Origin of the sequence: Cognatishimia sp. SS12 (assembly GCF_028369055.1) — a bacterium.
Lineage (GTDB): Bacteria > Pseudomonadota > Alphaproteobacteria > Rhodobacterales > Rhodobacteraceae > Cognatishimia.
On the sequence record NZ_JAQNCZ010000006.1, the window covers coordinates 244,525 to 264,238 of the forward strand.

The 19,714-nt window shown below is 61.1% G+C and carries 16 protein-coding genes; 13 read left to right on the forward strand and 3 right to left on the reverse strand.

Annotated features, from left to right (window positions below):
• Positions 1 to 49: 49 nt before the first annotated feature.
• The 7 genes from N6L24_RS14605 (at position 50) to N6L24_RS14635 (ending at position 9,113) form a co-directional block, all read left to right on the forward strand.
• Positions 50 to 3,028 (forward strand): DUF4214 domain-containing protein, encoded by a 2,979-nt coding sequence (locus N6L24_RS14605; RefSeq protein WP_271845437.1) that lies wholly within the window; start codon positions 50 to 52, stop codon positions 3,026 to 3,028.
• Between the two features lie 326 nt (positions 3,029 to 3,354).
• The gene (locus N6L24_RS14610) at positions 3,355 to 4,020 is read left to right on the forward strand and encodes an ABC transporter permease (protein ID WP_271845438.1); all 666 of its coding nucleotides are present in this window, start codon (positions 3,355 to 3,357) and stop codon (positions 4,018 to 4,020) included.
• 21 nt (positions 4,021 to 4,041) lie between these two features.
• The gene (locus N6L24_RS14615; RefSeq protein ID WP_271845439.1) at positions 4,042 to 5,172 is read left to right on the forward strand and encodes an ABC transporter ATP-binding protein; all 1,131 of its coding nucleotides are present in this window, start codon (positions 4,042 to 4,044) and stop codon (positions 5,170 to 5,172) included.
• On the forward strand, positions 5,172 to 5,927 hold the full coding sequence (locus N6L24_RS14620) for an ABC transporter permease (protein ID WP_271845440.1): 756 nt from the start codon (positions 5,172 to 5,174) through the stop codon (positions 5,925 to 5,927). Before N6L24_RS14615 ends, N6L24_RS14620 begins: the two co-directional genes overlap by 1 nt.
• A gap of 41 nt (positions 5,928 to 5,968) precedes the next feature.
• Positions 5,969 to 6,856 (forward strand): glycine betaine ABC transporter substrate-binding protein, encoded by an 888-nt coding sequence (locus tag N6L24_RS14625; RefSeq protein ID WP_271845441.1) that lies wholly within the window; start codon positions 5,969 to 5,971, stop codon positions 6,854 to 6,856.
• Positions 6,857 to 6,931: 75 nt separating this feature from the next.
• Positions 6,932 to 7,804, forward strand: a complete 873-nt coding sequence (locus N6L24_RS14630) for a nitrilase-related carbon-nitrogen hydrolase (protein WP_271845442.1) — start codon at positions 6,932 to 6,934, stop codon at positions 7,802 to 7,804.
• Entirely contained in the window at positions 7,791 to 9,113 is a 1,323-nt protein-coding gene (locus N6L24_RS14635) for an MmgE/PrpD family protein (RefSeq protein ID WP_271845443.1), read from the forward strand. The genes N6L24_RS14630 and N6L24_RS14635 overlap by 14 nt, the downstream gene beginning before the upstream one ends.
• Positions 9,114 to 9,181: 68 nt before the next feature.
• On the opposite strand, the gene N6L24_RS14640 is transcribed toward N6L24_RS14635, so the two are convergent.
• Positions 9,182 to 10,528: an NAD(P)/FAD-dependent oxidoreductase gene (locus N6L24_RS14640; protein ID WP_271845444.1), complete on the reverse strand. Its 1,347-nt coding sequence runs from the start codon at positions 10,526 to 10,528 to the stop codon at positions 9,182 to 9,184.
• Between the two features lie 116 nt (positions 10,529 to 10,644).
• Positions 10,645 to 11,607 carry a GlxA family transcriptional regulator gene (locus N6L24_RS14645; RefSeq protein ID WP_271845445.1) on the reverse strand — a complete coding sequence of 321 codons (963 nt, stop codon included), beginning with the start codon at positions 11,605 to 11,607 and terminating at the stop codon, positions 10,645 to 10,647.
• A gap of 110 nt (positions 11,608 to 11,717) precedes the next feature.
• Between N6L24_RS14645 and N6L24_RS14650 the strand changes: the two genes are divergently transcribed.
• The 5 genes from N6L24_RS14650 (at position 11,718) to N6L24_RS14670 (ending at position 17,895) form a co-directional block, all read left to right on the forward strand.
• Positions 11,718 to 12,968, forward strand: a complete 1,251-nt coding sequence (locus N6L24_RS14650; RefSeq protein WP_271845446.1) for a sarcosine oxidase subunit beta family protein — start codon at positions 11,718 to 11,720, stop codon at positions 12,966 to 12,968.
• A gap of 13 nt (positions 12,969 to 12,981) precedes the next feature.
• The gene (locus tag N6L24_RS14655) at positions 12,982 to 13,263 is read left to right on the forward strand and encodes a sarcosine oxidase subunit delta (RefSeq protein WP_271845447.1); all 282 of its coding nucleotides are present in this window, start codon (positions 12,982 to 12,984) and stop codon (positions 13,261 to 13,263) included.
• On the forward strand, positions 13,260 to 16,214 hold the full coding sequence (locus N6L24_RS14660) for a sarcosine oxidase subunit alpha family protein (RefSeq protein WP_271845448.1): 2,955 nt from the start codon (positions 13,260 to 13,262) through the stop codon (positions 16,212 to 16,214). The genes N6L24_RS14655 and N6L24_RS14660 overlap by 4 nt, the downstream gene beginning before the upstream one ends.
• The gene (locus tag N6L24_RS14665) at positions 16,207 to 16,794 is read left to right on the forward strand and encodes a sarcosine oxidase subunit gamma (protein WP_271845449.1); all 588 of its coding nucleotides are present in this window, start codon (positions 16,207 to 16,209) and stop codon (positions 16,792 to 16,794) included. The genes N6L24_RS14660 and N6L24_RS14665 overlap by 8 nt, the downstream gene beginning before the upstream one ends.
• 93 nt (positions 16,795 to 16,887) lie before the next feature.
• On the forward strand, positions 16,888 to 17,895 hold the full coding sequence (locus tag N6L24_RS14670) for a GlxA family transcriptional regulator (protein WP_271845450.1): 1,008 nt from the start codon (positions 16,888 to 16,890) through the stop codon (positions 17,893 to 17,895).
• On the opposite strand, the gene N6L24_RS14675 is transcribed toward N6L24_RS14670, so the two are convergent.
• Positions 17,860 to 18,738: a LysR substrate-binding domain-containing protein gene (locus N6L24_RS14675; protein WP_271845451.1), complete on the reverse strand. Its 879-nt coding sequence runs from the start codon at positions 18,736 to 18,738 to the stop codon at positions 17,860 to 17,862. The genes N6L24_RS14670 and N6L24_RS14675 overlap by 36 nt on opposite strands.
• A gap of 213 nt (positions 18,739 to 18,951) precedes the next feature.
• On the opposite strand from N6L24_RS14675, the gene N6L24_RS14680 reads away from it, so the two are divergent.
• The coding region (locus N6L24_RS14680; protein ID WP_271845452.1) for a GlxA family transcriptional regulator at positions 18,952 to 19,714 on the forward strand (763 nt) is incomplete at its 3' end.

Here is a 19,714-nt window from a genome sequence, read left to right on the forward strand (position 1 = left end):
CTGCCGCATGGGACGCTAAGATGTCAGTTCATCTGGCACAGAGCAGCCCATGCAGATTTCAGACCCGCGCTTTGCGGCACAATGGCACTTTCCCCTGATTGGTGACATCAACACCATCTGGGATGACTACACCGGCCGCGACATTCACGTCGCGGTTTATGATGATGGCATTGAGCAGAGCCATGCGGAGCTGTCGGCCAATTATCATGCCGCCCTGCATTACGATGGGCTGAATGGCGCCGGTGCCGACAACGGCCAACCCAACGGCAGCGATGATGGCCATGGCACCGCCGTCGCTGGCATCATCGCCGCGGCCCACAATGGGCAGGGCGGTGTTGGCGTCGCCTTTGACGGTGCCCTCACCTCGGTCGACTTTCTCGGCGACGTGCAGTTTGAAAGCAGCGCCATTTACTATGATGCGCTGCGCCATGCCGCCGCCTTTGACGTCATGAACAACAGCTGGGGCAGCACACCCAATTATCGCAGCTATGGCGATATTGGCGATGCCAGCGGCTGGGGGCCCTCCAGCCGGGCCGCCTTTGAATATGTCACCGAATATGGCCGCGACGGGCGCGGCACCATCATCGTCAAAGCGGCCGGAAACGAGGCGCATTCCAGCAGCTATGCCGAGATTGGCGTGCTCGGCAACGCCAGCGGAGACGGGCGCAACAACCTGCAGGATCTGGTGGTGGTCGCCGCAACCGACAGCGCCGGCGCTGTCGCTTCTTATTCCAACTGGGGGCCGTCTATCCTGATCGCTGCCCCGGCCGCCGCCGTCACCACCGACCGCAGCGGCAGCGCGGGCTATGCTTGGGGCGACAGCACCAGCAGCTTTGGCGGCACCTCGGCGGCGACGCCGGTGGTGTCGGGCGTGACGGCCTTGATGCTGGATGCCAATCCACGCCTTGGCTGGCGCGATGTGCAAACCATCCTGGCCAATAGCGCGGCGCATACTGGCTCTGGATATGGCACGGCAGGCACCGGCTATGAGATTGGCACCTGGGACAGCAATGATGCCGCGAACTGGAATGGCGGCGGGTTGAGTTTTCATGCCAGCTATGGGTTTGGCATGGTGGATGCCTATGCGGCTGTGCGCATGGCTGAGGTCTGGGACCGGTTTCACAGCGATGCGGCGACCTCTGCCAACCAGCACCGTCTTGTTGCAGATTACAGCGGCAGCGCCCGCAGCATCCCCGATCAGGGCCAGACAAGCCTGCGCCTGGACGTCAGCGGCAATATCCAGATCGAACATATCTATGCCGAGGTGAATTTCAGCCACAGCCGCCCTTCGGATCTGACACTGGAATTGATCAGCCCAGCGGGCACAGCCATCACGCTGTTTGACGGCGAAATGAACAGCGGTTTTGACGGTGATTGGACTTTTGGCGTCACCGCCGCGATGGGCATGCAAAGCGCCGGGCAATGGACATTGCGGGCCACCGACAGCCTTGGGGGTGCCAACGGGCTGTTGCGCGATGCCCGGTTGGAGTTTCTGGGCCGCGCAGCCACACCCGATAGCGTCTATCACTTCACCGACGACTTTCAGGATTATGCCCAAAGGGACGCCGCGCGGCGCAGCCTAAGCGATACAGATGGCGGCTATGATTGGCTGAACCTTGCGGCCCTGTCTGGCGATGTGGCCGTCACACTGGCGACGGGCGGGCAGCTGTCGGTGGATGGCACCGCCTGGACAACACTGACCAATGGCGCGGCGCTTGAGGCGGTGCAACTTGGCGATGGGGCCGATCATCTGGTCGGCTCCGGTCAAGCCAATCTGCTTTATGGCGGGCGCGGCGCGGATTATCTGCACGGCGGCGCGCATCATGATCAGATCTATGGCGAAACAGGGGATGACCGGCTGAACGGCGGCACCGGCAGTGACAGCCTTTTTGGTGGGCGCGGGGATGACGTGATGTTTGGCGGGCGCGGCGGCGATACGCTGATCGGCTCGGCCGGGCACGATATCTTGCATGGCGAGGAACTGTCTGGCAGCTGGGATGATGCGCTGGCGCAGATCTTTCGGCTCTATCAGGCGACGCTGGGCCGCGCGCCGGATGCCATCGGCCATATGCATTGGGCCAACGCGCTACACGCCGGGCAGATCACACTTGCCGATGCGGCCGAGGCCTTTGCCAGCAGCGCAGAGTTTCTGGGGCGCTATCCCAGCAGCGCGCCTGCGGATTTTGTCACATTGCTGTATCAGAATGCCCTTGGGCGTTCGCCTGATGATGGCGGCCTCAGCCGCTGGAGTGGCGAACTTTCCAGCGGCAGCATGAGCCGCGCCGAGGTCATCATCGGGTTTTCCGAAAGCGCCGAGTTTCAGACCCGCAGCAGTCACGCGGCTATGCTGCACAGCGCCGCCGGATACCTGCGCGATTGGGCAGAGCCGGTGTTTCGCCTCTACCAGGCGACACTGGATCGCCTGCCGGATTTCGAAGGCCTGCGCAATTGGGCCAGCGCGCTTGCCGAAGGGCGGAGCCTTGACAGCGTCACCCGCAGCTTTGTGGACAGCGCAGAATTTCAAGCCCGCTATGGGGCCACAAACGACGGTGAGTTTGTCACGCTGCTTTATCAAAACGTCCTGGAGCGTCAGCCCGATGCGACAGGGCAACAGAACTGGACAGAGCGCCTGGCCACCGGCGCAATGAGCCGCGAAGACGTGGTGCGCGGCTTTGCCGATAGCGCCGAATTCATTGCCCAAAGCGCGCCGCGCTATCAGGCCTATATCGCGGCACAAACCGGCGGCGATCGGCTGGACGGCGGCTCTGGCACAAATATTCTGTTTGGCGGCTGGCTTGCGGATACATTTTATTTTGACGATGAACGCACGGCTTTAGACACCGTCGTGGACCTTGAGGCGTGGGACCGGATTGAGCTGGACAATTTCAACCTTGCCAGCGCGCGCGCGGCGCAAGACGCGCTGGTGCAATCCGGCAATGATGTGGTGCTGGCCGGCGCAAATACTGAAATCACCTTTGCCAATACCACGCTGTCAGATTTTTCCGATGACATGTTCATCCTGACCTGAGCCAGGCCAACCGCCGCCGCGCTATGTCGACAAAGCCTATCTGGCTTTCTTTCGCACCTTTGCAGAGCGCAACCCGATCTAAGGGATCGATCCGCTGCTTTCGAAATCCCATGGCATTTGCTATGGGGTTTGCGCGCGCTGTGTTCGGGCCGCGCGCGCGCAGAGAGCGCCAGCAAAAACAGGGCATATCCGACATTGTGACGCATATTTAATAACAAATGGCGCGCGATCTAAAAAGAAACCGGGGTGCGCGGTTCAGCATGTTTTCAGCGGGCGCTGTTCTGGTCGCGCCGCTCAAAAGACTACCATAAAAAGGGGGTGTGCGATTGGAGACGCTGTATTTCTTCATCGACAATCTTGATGTTATTTTTGAACGTACGGTTCAACATGTCGCGATTGTCGGCGTTGCCATAACACTGGCGATCTTGACCGGTGTTCCAATCGGTATTGCGATCACGCTGAACAAACGTGCAGCAGATATTGTTCTGTATATCGCGGCGATCATTGTCACGATCCCCTCCATTGCGCTCTTTGGTTTGATGATCCCGGTGCTGTCGCTGATCGGGCAGGGGGTTGGGTACCTGCCAGCGGCGATTGCGGTGCTGCTGTATTCGCAGCTGCCGATCATCCGCAACACATATACCGCCATTTCCAATGTTGATCCGGCGCTGCGCGAAGCGGCCCGGGGGCTGGGCATGACACCGATGCAGCGCCTGCGCCGGGTGGAAATTCCGCTGGCGATCCCGGTGGTGATGGCCGGGGTGCGCATCGCCGTGGTGATGAATATCGGCATCACCGCCATTGCGGCCTATATCGGGGCCGGGGGCCTTGGGGTCTTTATCAGCCGGGGCATTTCGCAAACCGATCCGCGCCAGCTGATCACCGGCGCCATCATGGTTTCGGTGCTCGCGATCGCGGCGGACTTTGCGCTGATGTGGGCACAGAAAAAACTGTCCCCCCCGTCCAGCTCTAAGCCGCAAGGCGCCCATTAATCCGAAGCGAAGAGAAACCACATGATCAAACTAGAAAAACTGTCGAAAGTGTTCGAAACCCCGAACGGGGGCTCGGTGATCGCTGCGGATCAAGTCAATATGGAAGTGCAGGAAGGCGAAATCTGCGTCCTGCTGGGCCCCTCGGGCTGTGGCAAGACCACCACCTTGAAAATGATCAACGCGCTGATCCCGAAAACCGCCGGGCGCATCACCGTCGCGGGCAAGGATGTCGACACGATGAACCCGGTCGAGCTGCGCCGCTCGATTGGCTATGTCATCCAGCAGATCGGTCTGTTTCCGAATATGACGGTCGAAGAGAATATCTGCGTGGTGCCGGACCTCTTGGGCTGGGACAAGAAAAAATCGCGCACCCGCGCCGGGGAGCTTTTGGAGATGGTGGCGCTTGAGCCGCGGATTTTCCTGAAACGCTATCCCAATGAATTGTCCGGCGGTCAGCAGCAGCGCGTCGGCGTGATCCGTGCCCTGGCGGCTGATCCGCCCGTCTTGTTGATGGATGAACCCTTTGGCGCGATCGACCCGATCAACCGCGCGGTCATTCAGGATGAATTCCTGAAGATGCAAAGCGAGATCCGCAAAACCATCGCCTTTGTCAGCCACGACATCGACGAAGCCATCAAGATGGCCGACAAAGTGGCGATCTTCAAAGACGGCAAGCTGGTGCAATTCTCCTCGCCGGATGATCTGTTGGCCCGCCCGGTGAATGATTTTGTCACCAGTTTTGTCGGGCAGGACCGCACGCTGAAACGCCTGAGCCTGCTGACGGTGGGCGAGGTGATGTTCAAAGACCCCAGCGTCAAAGCCGATGACAATCTGGAACTGGCGATCAAACGCATGCAGGAGCTGGGCCACCGCAATATCGTGATGACCGGCCCGCAGGGCAGGGCGCGTGGCTATCTGCGCTATAACGATGTGCGCGACGAAAAAGGCACCGTGGGCGAGCACCATGAGGCGCTGCCCACCACGGTGCATATCCGCGATGATCTGCGCACTGCCGTGTCAAAAATGTTCCGCCATGACAGCACCTGGCTGGCGGTTGTCGATGACGACGGGTTCTTCAAAGGCTCGGTTACGCAGCGCGCGGTTTCGCATGCGCTGGGGGCCACCTACCGCGACAATCCGGGGAGCATCTGATGAGCACGAAACCCAATATCAGCGCCAATGGGAATGTTCGTGCACTGATCGGCTTTGCGGTTGGCTGCATCTTTATGTTCGGCATCATGGCGGGCGAATCCGGCCTCTTCAGCCGCATTTGGTCGCTTTATAGCGACGATATCATGTTCTTGGCCGTGCAGCATATCGAACTGGTGCTGCTGTCTTCGGCGCTGGCGATTCTGGTGGGCGTGCCTGCGGGGATCTGGCTCAGCCGTCCGAGCATGGAGCGTTATGCCCAGAGCGCGCTGCAGGTGTTCAACATCGGCACCACCGTGCCGACGCTGGCCATTCTGGCGCTGTCGATCACCTTTATGGGCATCGGCTTTACCCCGGCGATCTTTGGCCTGTGGATTGCCACCCTGCTGCCCATCGTGCGCAACGTCTATCAGGGTCTGCGCGAAGTGCCGGCCCACCTGAAAGAGGCGGCCACCGGCATGGGGATGCGCCCCTTGCACATCCTCTGGGCAGTTGAGCTGCCCAATGCGCTCTTTGTCATGTTCGCGGGCATTCGCACCGCGGTGGCAATCAACGTCGGCACCGTGCCGCTGGCCTTCCTGATTGGTGGCGGCGGCCTGGGGGAGCTGATTTTCTCGGGCATCAGTCTGGATGACATGGACATGCTGCTGGCCGGCGCAATCCCGGTGGCGCTTTTGTCGATGCTGGCCGATTTTCTGCTGTCCCAAATTCAGCTTTGGCTGATCCCGCGCGGGGTTAACCCTCTGCGCGCTAAATGAAAAACAAAACAAACAAACAAACGATCCCAACGGAGGTTACTATGTTTAACTCAATCCAAACCGCACTCAAAGGTGTTGCGCTTGCAGCAGCCCTGACACTCCCGGCCGTGGCATCTGCGGATACCATCAAAGTCGGCGGTAAAAACTTTACCGAGCAGCTGCTCATGGCGGAAATGACCGCAACGCTGCTGGAAGCCAAAGGCTTTGACGTCGACATGCTGGACGGCATGGGCACCAGCGTGCTGCGCGCCGCAATGGAAAACGGCCAGATCGATGTCTATTGGGAATATACCGGCACCTCGCTGGTGACCTTCAACAAGATCACCGAGCCGATGGACGCCGCCGCCACCTATGCCAAGGTCAAGGAATTGGATGCGGCTGTTGGCATCACATGGCTGGATGCTTCTAACGCCAACAACACCTATGCGCTGGCCGTGCGCGCCGGGGATGACAAGGGGCTGAACAGCCTGTCCGATCTGGCTGCGGCCTATGAATCGGATGAAAAACCAACCATGGGTGTGAACATCGAATTCCCAAAACGCGCCGATGGCCTGCCGGGTCTGCAAGCCGAATATGGCTTTAAAACCAGCCGCCGCAACCTCGCGCCGATGGAATCCGGCCTGGTCTATGAGGCGCTGAAAGAGGGCAAGGTTGACGTGGGTCTGGTGTTTGCCACCGACGGCCGCATTGCCGCGTTTGATTTCAAAGTACTGGAAGATGACCGTGGTTATTTCCCGAACTACGCTTTGGCACCGACCATTCGCACCGAAGTGCTGGAAGCCAACCCAGAGCTGGCGGACATCCTGAACGGTTTGGCCGCAAAACTGTCTGACGACGTGATGCAGCAGCTGAACGCGCAGGTCGATGTTGAAAAGAAAACCATCGAAGATGTGGCCAGCGAGTTCCTCTCTGCCCAAGGTCTGATCTGACCTGCGGGGCAGAACTGAATATCGACACCATGGCCGGTTCCCCTTGGGGGCCGGCCTTTCTGATGAGATATTGCGATGCGCCAGAACCAAACTTTCCTCCGTTGCGCCTGTGCGCAGATTGACCACACGCCAGACCAGCCAGAGCTGCTGATTCAGGCCCACGAACGCGCTATTGCCGAGGCCGAGACTGCAGCCGTGGACCTGCTTGTTTTTCCCGAAGCCTCGTTAACCGGCTACCCGGCGTCGATGGCGCATGTGCGCGCCGCAGCGATCCCCCGCACGCATTCCGCGCTGCTGCAGCTTGCGCAGATGTGCCAGCAGTGCACCGCCGTTGTCGGATTTGTCGAACACGGGGCAGACGGGCAGTATTACAATGCCATCGCCTGGTTGCACCGGGGGCAGGTGCTGGCGGTACACCGCAAGATCAACCTCCCCACCTATGGGCGGCTGCGCGAGGGCACCTATTTTGCCAAAGGTCAGCAGACCACGCGGATGAGGCTGCCGTCGGGGTATCAATGCGGCGGGCTGATCTGCGCTGATTTCTGGGATCCGGGGTTGGCTTATCTGTCGGCGCTGGCGCGTGACATGCTGCTGGTCGTGCCCTTTGCGTCAACGCGCGAGGCGGTGGGCAGCGGCTTTTCCAATGAAGACGGATGGCAGCGGATTTGCGCCAACCACGCGCTGATTTACGGCATGCCGCTTTTGGCCTGCAATTGGGCCGGGCAGCTTGGGGCGGATATGCGGTTCTGGGGCGGCTCGGCGATCTATGATGCGAAAGGTCACAAGGCCGTCGAAGCTGGCGATCGCGCCGAGACGATTGTGACGGATCTGAGTGTCGCAGATATTCATGATGCCCGCGCCCGATTGCCCACCATCCGCGATCTGTCGCCGGATCTGTTGATGCAGGAAATACCGATACTCAAGGCGCATCTGAATGTCGCAAGTTGATCTCTATGGGTTTTTGAACCAGCTGCGCTGGGAGGATATCCCAGCGCCGGTGCAGGCGCAGGTGCGGCTTTTGCTGCTGGATCTCTTGGGCGTGGCAGCGGCGGGCAGCGCCACGGCGCTGCATGGGGCGGTCAGCCGCTATGGCGCGCGCAATCTGGCGGGCACAACCCCGGTGCTGTTCAGCGCGGCGCGGCTGTCGCCCGAAGGTGCGGCGCTTGTGGGGGGCATGACGATTGACGCCATTGATGCCCATGACGGGCATCGGCTGACCAAGGGCCATGTTGGCTGCGCGGTGCTGCCCGCGCTTTTGGCGGTGGGCGCAGACACAGGCCGGGTGCTGAGCGGCACCGCCTTTCTGACGCTGCTGGTGGCGGGCTATGAAATTGGCACCCGCGCGGGCATGGCGCTGCACGCCAGCGCGGCGGACTATCACACCAGCGGCGCCTGGAATGCCGTGACCGCCGCGGCGCTGACCGCGCATCAGCTGGGGCTGGCGCGCAGGCCCTTCGAGCATGCGCTTGGCATTGCAGAATACCATGGGCCGCGCAGCCCGATGATGCGGGTGATTGATCATCCCACGATGCTCAAGGATGGATCGGGCTGGGGCGCGCTGGCGGGGGTGTCAGCGGGCTATCTGGCCGCCGAGGGTTTCACCGGCGCACCGGCGGTCACGGTGCTGGCCCCCGACCTCGCGCCGATCTGGGCCACGCTGGGCACAGACTGGGAAACGCTGCAGCAATACCTCAAGGCCTTTCCGGTCTGCCGCTGGGCCCAGCCCGCCGTGCAGGCGGCGCTGGATCTGAAGGCGGCGCATGGCTTTGCCCCCGGCGAGATTGCCGAGATCACGGTTCAGACCTTCACCGAAGGCACACGGCTGTGGCAGGGCGTGCCCAAAGATACCGAACAGGCGCAATATGCCATTGGTCTGCCGGTGGCAGCGGCCTTGGCGCGCGGGCAGGTGGGGCTGGCTGAGATCACGGAACCCGCGTTTTCCGACCCCGAGCTTGGCCGGATTTTGCGCGCCATCCGCTACGTGCCGGCCCCGGTCTATGACGCCAAATTCCCGGCAGAACGCTGGGCGGATGTCTCGCTGCGGCTGACCACGGGGGCCGAGATTGCCGGGCCGCCAACCGTGGCGCGGGGCGATCCAGAAACCCAGCTGAGTGCCACAGAGATCACCGATAAATTTCGCGCATTGGCGGGCGCGCGGCTTGCGCCGGGCCGGGTTGCGGCGATTATTGCGGCAGTGCAGAATTTGGATGACACCGCAGAAAGTCTGGAGGCGCTTCAGGCGCTGATCTACGGCTGAAACGCACACAAACGGGAACAAAAAGGGGAGGCCTGAGGCCTCCCCAAGGTGTCACATGCGTGTCTGGATCAGCTCCAAGGATAGGGGCTGTTTGACACGGGGTGCAGTTTACCCTCGGCATAACGGCTGAAGCGGAAAGGCTGCAGAAGGGAAGAGGTTTCACCGAGAATCTCTTGGGCCACCAATTCACCCACGCCAATCATTTTATAGCCATGATTGGAGTCAGCGATGATGTAGCAGTTTTCGCGGAACACATCGAAAACCGGGAAGCTGTCAGGGGTAAAGCAGCCGACGCCGCCCGATGGCTCTTTGTGGTATTTCGGCATGGTGCCGGAGAAGCGTTCGTTACAATGCGCCAGCGCCGAGACCCACATATGCGCAAATTCCTGCGACGAGACGAATTCGGGTGAGGAAGGGCCATAAGGGTCAATCGCCACTTCGGAGGCCGGTTTGTCGACCTTATAGGGCATCGCGCCGCCCTGAATGCCGCCAAAGTTGAAATCGGGCTTATAGTAGATGCCCCACATCTCTTCGGTGATCACGCTGCCGTCGACATCCGAGATCAGCGGCGCGTCGGTGTCGACATGCACAACCGGCGGCAGCTTGCCGTCGTTGGTCTTAAAGCTTTCCGGATCAACGCGCAGCACGCCTTCTTCCAGCTGCCAGTATTTCCACATCGGGATATTGTCATGCTGGCTGCCGTCCTGGCCTTTGATGGTGACGGTTTCCGGCAGCTCGGCCATGGTCCAGAAATCGCGCACCCAAGGGCCTGCGCCGACAATCAGATATTCACAAGCAACAGTGCCTTTGTCGGTTTCAACGCCGGTCACGGCCGAAGAGGCCCCATTGGCGAATTTCAAACCGGTGACGGTCACACCCGAGAGGATGCGCACGCCTTCTTCTTCGGCCATTTTGGCCAGCGCATAGATCGCCGCCGCATTATGGGCATAGCCGCCTTTTTTCTCGTGCAGCACCGAGGTGATGTTTTGGGCGCGCCAATCCGAGAAGATGTTTTTCATATAGGCGTCGCAGTCGGCGGTGCCTTCGATGAAATCGGACTCATAGCCGATGGCCTGCTGCTCGCGGTGAATCTGCGCGACGTCGTCGTGCATGCTTTCCGAGGAAATCTGCAGATAGCCGACGGGGTTGTATTGAAAGGCGTCGGCGTTGGCTTCCCAATGCTGCACCGAATGCGCCATCAATTCGCGCATGGCCGGCTGGAAATAGTTGTTGCGCACCACGCCGCAGGCAATGCCCGAGGCCCCGGCGGCAATGCCGGTCTTGTCCAGGATCACGATATCTTCGCCCGACCCCTGACCGCTCGCCTTGAGTTTCTTGGCAAGATGCAGCGAGGTGGACAGGCCGTGGATACCGGCCCCGATCACGAGGTATTTAGCGCTTTGTGGGAAAGCCATCAGACGTCTCCTGAGGTCATAGGGATCAATTGCCCCAAGTATGCGAGCGCGCTGGGAAAGGGCTTTTCAGGATGTCGTCATAGTTTTTCGATTGCCCGCCAACTTGCGTGGCGCAATCATGATACTGGCGGGCTTTTCGCCTGTTCGCGCCGGGATTTTGGCGACATTTTGTGCAGCTTCTTATAGGCGGTTGAAAAATGCGCCGCTGTCGCGAATCCGCAAGCCAGGGCCACTTCGGTCAGGGGCAGACGGGTCTGGCGCAGCAAATCATCAGATTTGCGCAACCGCATATGCAGATAGACCTGCTTGGGCGTCTGCCCCAGATCGGCGGCGAAATGGCGGTGCAGCTGGCGTTCGCTGCTGCCCGACAGGCGGGCGATTTGCGGCACGCTCAGCGGATCGGCCAGGTGGTTTTCCATCAGCGCCAGCGCGGTCTCTACCGCGCGGTGCAGCGCTTGCTGGCGCTGCGGCCCACGCTGGGGGTCTTCGGCGCGGCGCACGCCGGTGTGGATGAACCAGTCGCTCACCGCATGGGCCAGCGCTGCCCCGTGCTGCGAACGGATGATGGCATGCATCATATCCAGCGGCGCCGCCCCGCCGGCGCAGGTATAACGGTCGCGATCAATGACATAGAGGCGGCGCTCCATCAGATAGTCATCTGACAGGGCCTGTAGCGCCTCAAAATGTTCCCAATGCACGGTAAAGCGCCGGTTCTGCAGCAGCCCGGCCTTGGCCAGCAGGACGCTGCCGCCGGAAATCCCGCCCATGGCCACCCCCTGCGCCGCCAGCGCGCGCAGCCCCGCCAGGAGCGTGCGGGACACCGGCGCAAAGGGATCGCCGCCCGCCACCACAAAGATCACATCGGGTTTTTCGCGCAGGTGATCGAGCGCAACCGTGTCAAACCCCGCCCCGCAAGAGGCGCGCCGCACCCCGCCGTCCTGCGACAGGTAAACCGTGTCAAAGAGTGGCGTTTCAGCCAGCAGATTGGCGGCGCGCAGCGGCTCTATCGCGCTGGCGCAGGACATCAGCGCAAAGCCATCCAGCAAAACAAAGCCAATCTTTCTGAATTTTCTGTCCATCGGGGCCGGTCCAAACGTGGCGGGAATTTACATATATTTGGCAGGTTTTCGCAAGATATGATATGGGTTTTTTCGCATCATGCCCTCTAGGCCATCAAGTGGAGAGCGATGTGCGATATTCGGGTCTGCGGATCATCAAAGAGGCGTTAACCGGTCACAAAGGGTGGACACCCGCGTGGCGCGATGTGGCCCCTCAGAACCAGTATGATTTCATCATTGTCGGCGGTGGGGGCCATGGGCTGGCCACCGCGCATTACCTGGCAAAGGTCTATGGCAAGGCGCGGATTGCGGTCTTGGAAAAGGGCTGGATCGGGGGCGGCAATGTGGGCCGCAACACGACGATCATCCGCTCCAACTACCTCTTGCCGGGCAATGAGCCGTTTTATGAGTTTTCAATGAAACTCTGGGAGGGGCTGGAGCAGGACCTGAATTATAACGCGATGGTCAGCCAGCGCGGCATTATGAACCTGTTTCACACCGACGGGCAGCGCGATGCCTACCGGCGGCGCGGCAATGCGATGATCCTGCACGGCTCTGACGCTGAACTGCTGGATCAGGAGCAGCTGCGCAAAGAGGCGCCGTTTCTGAACTTTGACAATGCGCGCTTTCCGATCAAGGGCGCGCTGGTGCATCGGCGTGGCGGCACCGTGCGCCATGACGCGGTGGCCTGGGGCTATGCGCGCTCAGCGGACCGGCACGGGGTGGACATCATCCAGAATTGCGAAGTCACCGGCTTTAAGATCGAAAATGGCAAGATCCTTGGGGTTGAGACCAGCCGCGGCTTTATCGGCGCGGGCAAGGTGGGCGTCGCGGTGGCCGGGTCCTCTAGCAAGGTGATGTCCTACGCGGACATGCGCCTGCCGATCGAAAGCCATGTGCTGCAGGCCTTTGTCTCCGAAGGTCTGAAACCGGTGCTGCCGGGTGTGATCACCTTTGGGGCCGGACATTTCTATGTCAGCCAGTCCGATAAGGGCGGCCTGGTCTTTGGCGGCGATATCGACGGCTATAACACCTATGCCCAACGCGGCAATCTGCCGGTGGTCGAAGACGTCTGCGAAGGCGGCATGGCGCTGATGCCGATGATCGGTCGCGCGCGTCTGTTGCGCATGTGGGGCGGGCTGATGGATATGTCGATGGACGGCTCTCCCTTTATCGACAAGACCCATATCGACGGGCTCTATTTCAACGGCGGCTGGTGTTACGGCGGCTTTAAGGCCACCCCAGCCTCGGGCTATGCCTTTGCGCATCTCTTGGCCACCGACACCCCGCATGACACCGCAACCGCCTATCGTCTGGACCGCTTTATCAGCGGGCACATGATTGACGAAAAAGGCGTCGGCGCACAGCCGAACCTGCATTGACGGAGCCGAAGATATGTTGATCCCTCATCCATTGCTTGGGCTGCGCGACGCGCAGGAGTTTGTCTACAAGGGCGACGCCCGCCTGATGGCGCGCCCCGACCCGCAGGCCGATGACGCGCTGCAGGCCTTTCACGACTATACCTATCTGCGCGACAACCCCGCCGGGCAGCATCGCGAATTGTGGTTTCACGAGCAGGGCGACCGCTCGTGGTTGATTGTCACCCGCGACACCCGCACCCACGAAATTTTGAAGGCCGAGCTTGCGCGTCCGCGCGGCAAAGGAGAGCGCACATGACCCAGGTCAATCGTGTTGACGGCGGTCGTCTGGACCGCACAAAACCCCTGAATTTCACCTTCGACAACCGCTCTTATCAAGGGTTTGAGGGCGATACGCTGGCCTCGGCGTTGCTGGCCAATGGGGTGCGTCTGATGGGGCGCAGTTTCAAATACCACCGCCCGCGCGGGGTGTTCACCGCCGGTTCAGAAGAGCCAAACGCGCTGGTGTCGCTGCGCGAGGGGGCCCGGCATGAGCCCAACACCCGCGCCACCGTGGCCGAGCTGTTTGACGGGCTGACCGCCAAGTCGCAGAACCGCTTTCCCAGCCTTGCGCTGGATCTGATGGGCATCAATGATTTCTTTCCCAGCTTTCTGACGGCGGGGTTTTACTACAAAACCTTCATGTGGCCTGCCGCCTTCTGGGAAAAGGTCTATGAGCCGATCATTCGCAAGGCCGCCGGTCTTGGGGCGCTGTCGATGCTGCCGGACCCGGATGCCTATGACAAAGGCACGCTGCATTGTGACTTGTTGATTGTGGGTGCCGGCCCCGCTGGGTTGGCCGCCGCGCTGACCGCTGGGCGCGCCGGCGCGCGTGTCATTCTGGCGGATGAAGATTTTGCCATGGGGGGCCGGTTGACGATGGAGGCCGGGCTGCTTTCTGAGATCGGCAATAGCGCCTGGCTGAGCGCCACTTTGGACGAGCTGGCCAGCCTGCCCAATGTGCGCCTGATGCGTCGCAGCACAGTGTATGGGGCCTATGACCACGGCGTCTATGGTTTGCTGGAGCGCAACACCGATCATCTGGCGCGCGCGCATGCGGATCTGCCGCGCCAAACCCTGTGGCGGGTCTATTCCAAACGCGCCATTCTTTGTTCGGGCGCGACCGAGCGCCCCATCGCCTTTGAAAACAACGACCGGCCCGGCATCATGCTGGCCGGGGCGCTGCGGGCCTATGCCAACCGCTGGGCGGTGCTGGCGGATCAGACCGTTGCGATCTTTACCAATAATGACGATGGCCACAAAACCGCAGTGGATCTGATGGCCAAAGGCGCAACGGTGGCCGCCGTGGTCGATGTGCGCGCCGATGCGCCACGCTTGGCGGACTATCCGCTTTATGCCGGGGCGCAGGTGGTGGATACCAAGGGCCGCTTGGGTCTGCGGTCGATCTCGGTGCGGCTGTCGGATGGCAGCCTGAAACAGATTGACTGTGGCGCGCTGGGGGTCTCAGGTGGCTGGAACCCGATGCTGGCGCTAAGCTGTCATCAACGGGGCCGCCCGACCTGGAACGATGACATTGCCGCTTTTGTCCCGGCGGGCACATTGCCGGTGGGGCAATCGGTGGCCGGGGCTGCCAATGCGCAGATGACCACCCATGCCGCCTTGAACGGTGGGGCAGGGGCCGCCGTTGCCGCGCTCGCAGAGCTGGGCGTTACTGCCGGGCTGCCTGATCTGCCCGTGGCCGAGGATGCGCCCGTCGCGATCACGCCGTTCTGGCATGTGGGCGAGGGCAAGGGCCGGGGCTGGATCGATTTTCAGAATGACGTCACCGTCAAGGACGTGAAACTGGCCCATCAGGAAGGCTTCAAATCGGTCGAACACCTGAAGCGCTATACCACGCTGGGCATGGCAACCGATCAGGGCAAACTGTCCAATCTGGGCGGTCTGGCGGTGATGGCCGAGCTGAGTGGCAAGCCGATTGCCGAGGTCGGCACCACGATTTTCCGCCCGCCTTATACCCCTGTCCCGATCGGGGCCTTTGCCGGGCGGCACCGCGACGAAGATTTCCGCCCCACGCGGCGCACGCCCAGCCATGGCTGGGCGCAAGAGCAAGGCGCGGTGTTTGTTGAGGCCGGAGCCTGGCTCAGGGCGCAGTATTTCCCGCGCCCCGGGGAAACCCATTGGCGCCAGACCGTGGACCGCGAGGCTTTGGCCGTGCGGCGTTCGGTCGGGGTCTGTGATGTGACCACGCTGGGCAAGATTGACGTGCAGGGCAAAGATGCCGCCGCGTTCCTCAATCTGATTTATTGCAATGGCTTTGCCAAACTGCCGGTCGGCAAATGCCGCTATGGGCTGATGCTGCGCGAAGACGGTATTGCGATGGATGATGGCACGGCGGCGCGGTTTGCCGAGGGGCATTTTGTTGTTACCACCACCACCGCCAATGCGGTTGGGGTCTATCGCCATATGGAATTCGTGCGCCAATGCCTGCGCCCGGATCTGGATGTGCAGCTGATTTCCACCACCGACGCCTGGGCGCAATATGCCGTGGCCGGCCCCAATGCGCGCAAGCTGTTGCAAAAGATCATCGACCCGGGGTTTGACATCAGCAACGAAGGCTTTGCCTTTATGGCCTGCGCCGAGTTGACCATCTGCGGCGGCATTCCGGCGCGGCTGTTCCGGATCTCGTTTTCTGGCGAGCTGGCCTATGAAATCGCCGTGCCCACCCGCTATGGCGACGGGCTGATGCGGGTCTTGATGGAGGCGGGCGCAGAATTTGACGTCACCCCCTATGGCACCGAAGCGCTTGGGGTGCTTCGGATCGAAAAAGGCCATGGCACCGCCAATGAGCTGAATGGCCAGACCTCGGCCGCGCATCTGGGCATGGGGCGCATGGTCTCTACCAAGAAGGACAGCATCGGCACGGTCCTGAGCAATCGCGATGGCCTGACCGAGGCTGACGGTGTGCGCCTTGTGGGGCTGGAATCTGTCGACGGGGCGGACCTGCCGGCGGGCAGCCATCTCTTTGCCCAAGGGGCCGAAAAAACCGCCGCCCATGATCAGGGCTGGATCTCTTCGGCCTGCTATTCGCCGCATCTTGAAAAACCCATCGCCCTTGGTTTTATCGCGCGCGGGCAGGACCGTATGGGCGAAATCATTGAGGTCGCCAACCCGCTGCAGGGGGGCATGGCACGGGCCAAGATTGTCAGCCCGCATTTCATCGATCCAGAAGGGGAGCGTTTGCGTGCCTGATTATGTTTTGACAGCGACAGCCGCTGTGGAGCCATCCGTCGACATCGGCGAAATGGTGCTGCGTGAAACGCCTTTGGCGCTGGCCTCGGTGGCGGCGTTTGACCACGCCGAGGCCGCCGGGCAGGCAGGCGACAGGCTGGCCCGGCATCTGGGGCAAACTTTGCCCGGGGTGCAGCGGTTTGCCGGAACCGGCGAGAGCCTCTGTTTCTGGACCGGGGATCAGCAATGGTTTGTCACCGCGCCGATTGCGCAAGAACATGTGCTGGCGGCCCAACTCTCCGAGGCCCTCGCCGAGGCGGCAGCGGTCACGGATCAGACCGGCGGCTGGGTGGCGCTGGACGTGGAAGGCCCGGCGCTGACGGCGGTGTTTGAACGGCTGGTCGGTTTTGACGTGGCTGCGATGCAGACTGGCGATGCGCTGCGCGCCACAATCGAACATATCGGCTGTTTTGTGCTGTGTCTGTCCGAAGACCGCCACATGCGGCTTTTCTGTGCGCGCTCCTTTGCAGAGGCGCTGCATCACGCGCTTTGCGTTGCGATGAAAACTGCAGCGGCGCAGGCCGGGCAGGTGCCGGGATAATGCGGGCCGGGGCGGCCGGTTTCGCGCCGGGCGTAAACTTGCTACAACCGGCGCAACCCGCTTTGAACCCTTGCCAATCTGTCAGGCCCTGCGATGCCCAACGACGCCACGCAAAAGCCCAAACTGTTTGAATTCATCGCCATTGATGATTTCTCGATGCTGTCGGTGATTGCCGCGATTGAGCCTTTGCGGGTGGCCAATCGGCTGCTCGGCACCAAGATCTATGATTGGATTATCACCTCGGAACGGGGTGAAACGGTCTCGGCCTCCAATGGGGTGGCGATTGCCACCCCGGCCAAGGTCAGCCCCAATATCGTGCCGGAATATACCTTTGTGTGCGCCGGTCTGACGCTGCATTGTCGCGACCCCCATTGGCTGAGCGCGCTTCTCAACCGGCGGTTTAAGGCCGGCTCTCGGGTGGGGGCGATTTCGATGGGCAGCATCTTTCTGGCGCGGGCCGGTCTGCTGCGCGGAAAACGCTGCACCATCCACTGGGAAGGGCTGCCGGCCTTCAGCGAAGAATTCCCGGATCTGAATATCGGCGTGACGCTCTATGAGATTGACGGTGATATTCTGACCTGCGCGGGGGGCTTTGCCTCGTTTGATCTGTTTCTTGAGATCATTCAACGCGACCATTCCGAAGATCTGGTGCGGCTGATTTCCAACCAGCTGCAATTTGGCCGCAAGCGGCAGTTTGGCGATTTGCAGATCGAGGGCAGCGACCGCAACCTTGAGACCGCTCCGCCGCGCATGATGGCGGCAATCAAATGGGTCGAGCAGAACATCGAGCGCCAGTTTTCCACCGATGAGCTGGCCGATCAGGTTGGCTCCAGCCGCCGCACGCTGGAGCGTTTGTTTCTGCGCCATACCGGGCAAACCCCGTCAAAATACATCAAGGTCCGGCGGCTGGAGCGGGCGCGCGACTATCTGTTGCACAGCAATATGTCGATCTTGGACGTGGCCATTGCGACCGGCTTTCGCTCAGGGTCGTATTTTTCCGCCTGTTTCTCTGACTTTTATGGCAGCTCTCCCTCAAGGCTGCGCCATACGCTCAATGCGCCGGACTCAGCGCGCGGCGTGTTCGGCGAGAAACCCGTGTAAGATCTGCGCCGGCTTGCTGGTTTCCGGTTTGATCTGGGTGATGTAGCAGGACCAGGGGCTTTCCAATTCAAATTCAAACGGTTCGATCAGCAACCCGCGCCTGAGATAATTGCCCAGCAGCGATTTGGGCAGAATGGCGCAGCCCTGCCCATTGGCCGCGAGTTCCAGCGCGACATCCAGCGAATTGGTCTGGGCCCCGCTAGCCAGATTCCAATTGCTCAGGCCGAACATCTCGGCAAAGGCCTGCCAATAGGCGGTGCGCCCCAGTAGGTGGATCAACTGGGCATCGCGCATCTGCGCCACCTCGCTCAGCGGGCGGCCCGCGACCTGATAGTCAGGCGCGCAGACCACCGCCAGCTTTTCGCGCCACAGCAGCTGCGCATCCTGGGGCGCGTCTTCGCGGCGGGCCGAGGTGATCTTGATATCGGCCACATTGGTGTCATCAACCGCCCAAAGATTGCCGTGAATGGCCACGGTGATATCCGGGTGCACCGCATTGAACTGCGGCACAATCTGCGCCAGCCAATTCTGCGCCAGGGAGGCCGGGCAAGAGACCACCACTTTCTTTTCGTGCAGCGTGGTGATGATGGCTTCGGTGGATTTGTCGATCTCAGAAAGCGCGTGGCGGATCGAAGGCAAATAGGCCTCGCCCAGGGTGGTGAGCGCCAGGCTGCGCGGATAGCGGATAAAGAGCGGGCGGCCGATGAACTCTTCGAGCGAGCGCACATGATTGCTGATCGCCGATTGCGTATAGTTCAGCTCTTCGGCAGCGGCGGTAAAGCTGAGGTGGCGCGCCGCCGCCTCAAACGAGCGCACAAAATTCAAATAGGGGGTGTTTTTCACCAGAGGCCTCCGCCGCATTGCGTTGTCATTATTAATACATCAAAATTCCGCCATGCGCCAAAAAAACACACCCTCAGGGCGCAGAATCTAGGCGTGTTGATGCAAAGGTGCCGTTTTAGAGTACGCCTCGTTGAGACGCGCGCCGCTCCTCCAAGGGCCGCTTGGTTTTTGGCTTTGCAGCGTCGGCCAAGTGGATCTGAGGATAAAGACACCGTGACACGCGCCCGCGAGATGCCCGCCCATCCTTTGCAGCACGATCCGCAAAGGTTCGTCTTTTGCCTGCTGCCCGAATTTTCGATGCTGTCGCTCTGCTCAGCGCTTGAGCCGTTGCGCATTGCTAACCGGATTGCCGGGCGCAGGCTGTATGATTGGGTATTTTGCGGTGATGCGGCGGCGGATATCGCCTCGTCCATTGGGGTCACTGTTCCGGTGGGATCGGGTTTTCCCGAGGTCAGATCCGATGATGTGGTACTGGTCTGCGGCGGCATGAATGTCGAAAGCGCGGCCTCGGCGCAGGTCATGAACTGGCTGCGCAAAACCGCCCGCAAAGGCGCGGCGATGGGCGGGCTGTGTACCGGCACTTTTGTATTGGCCCATGCCGGGCTCTTGCAGAACAGACGCGCCACCATCCATTGGGAAAATCAGCACAGCCTGACAGAGTTGTTCCCGGATGTGCATCTGACCCATACGCCCACCGAGATTGACGGCAACCGTTATTCCACCGCCGGCGGGGTGTCGTCGATTGACCTGATGCTGGCGCTGATCGAAGTTCGCCACGGCGCGGCGCTGGCGCATGAGGTGTCTGAACAGCTGCTGTATAAGACCTTGCAGGCGGTGCAAAGCAGCGCCACCATCACCACCGACGGGCGCAAGCGCCTGTTGCACCCCAAGTTGCAGCCGGTGGTGCGCGCGATGGAGGACAATCTGGAGGTGCCGCTGACCATCAGCGAATTGGCGGCGCTGGTGCATGTTTCGG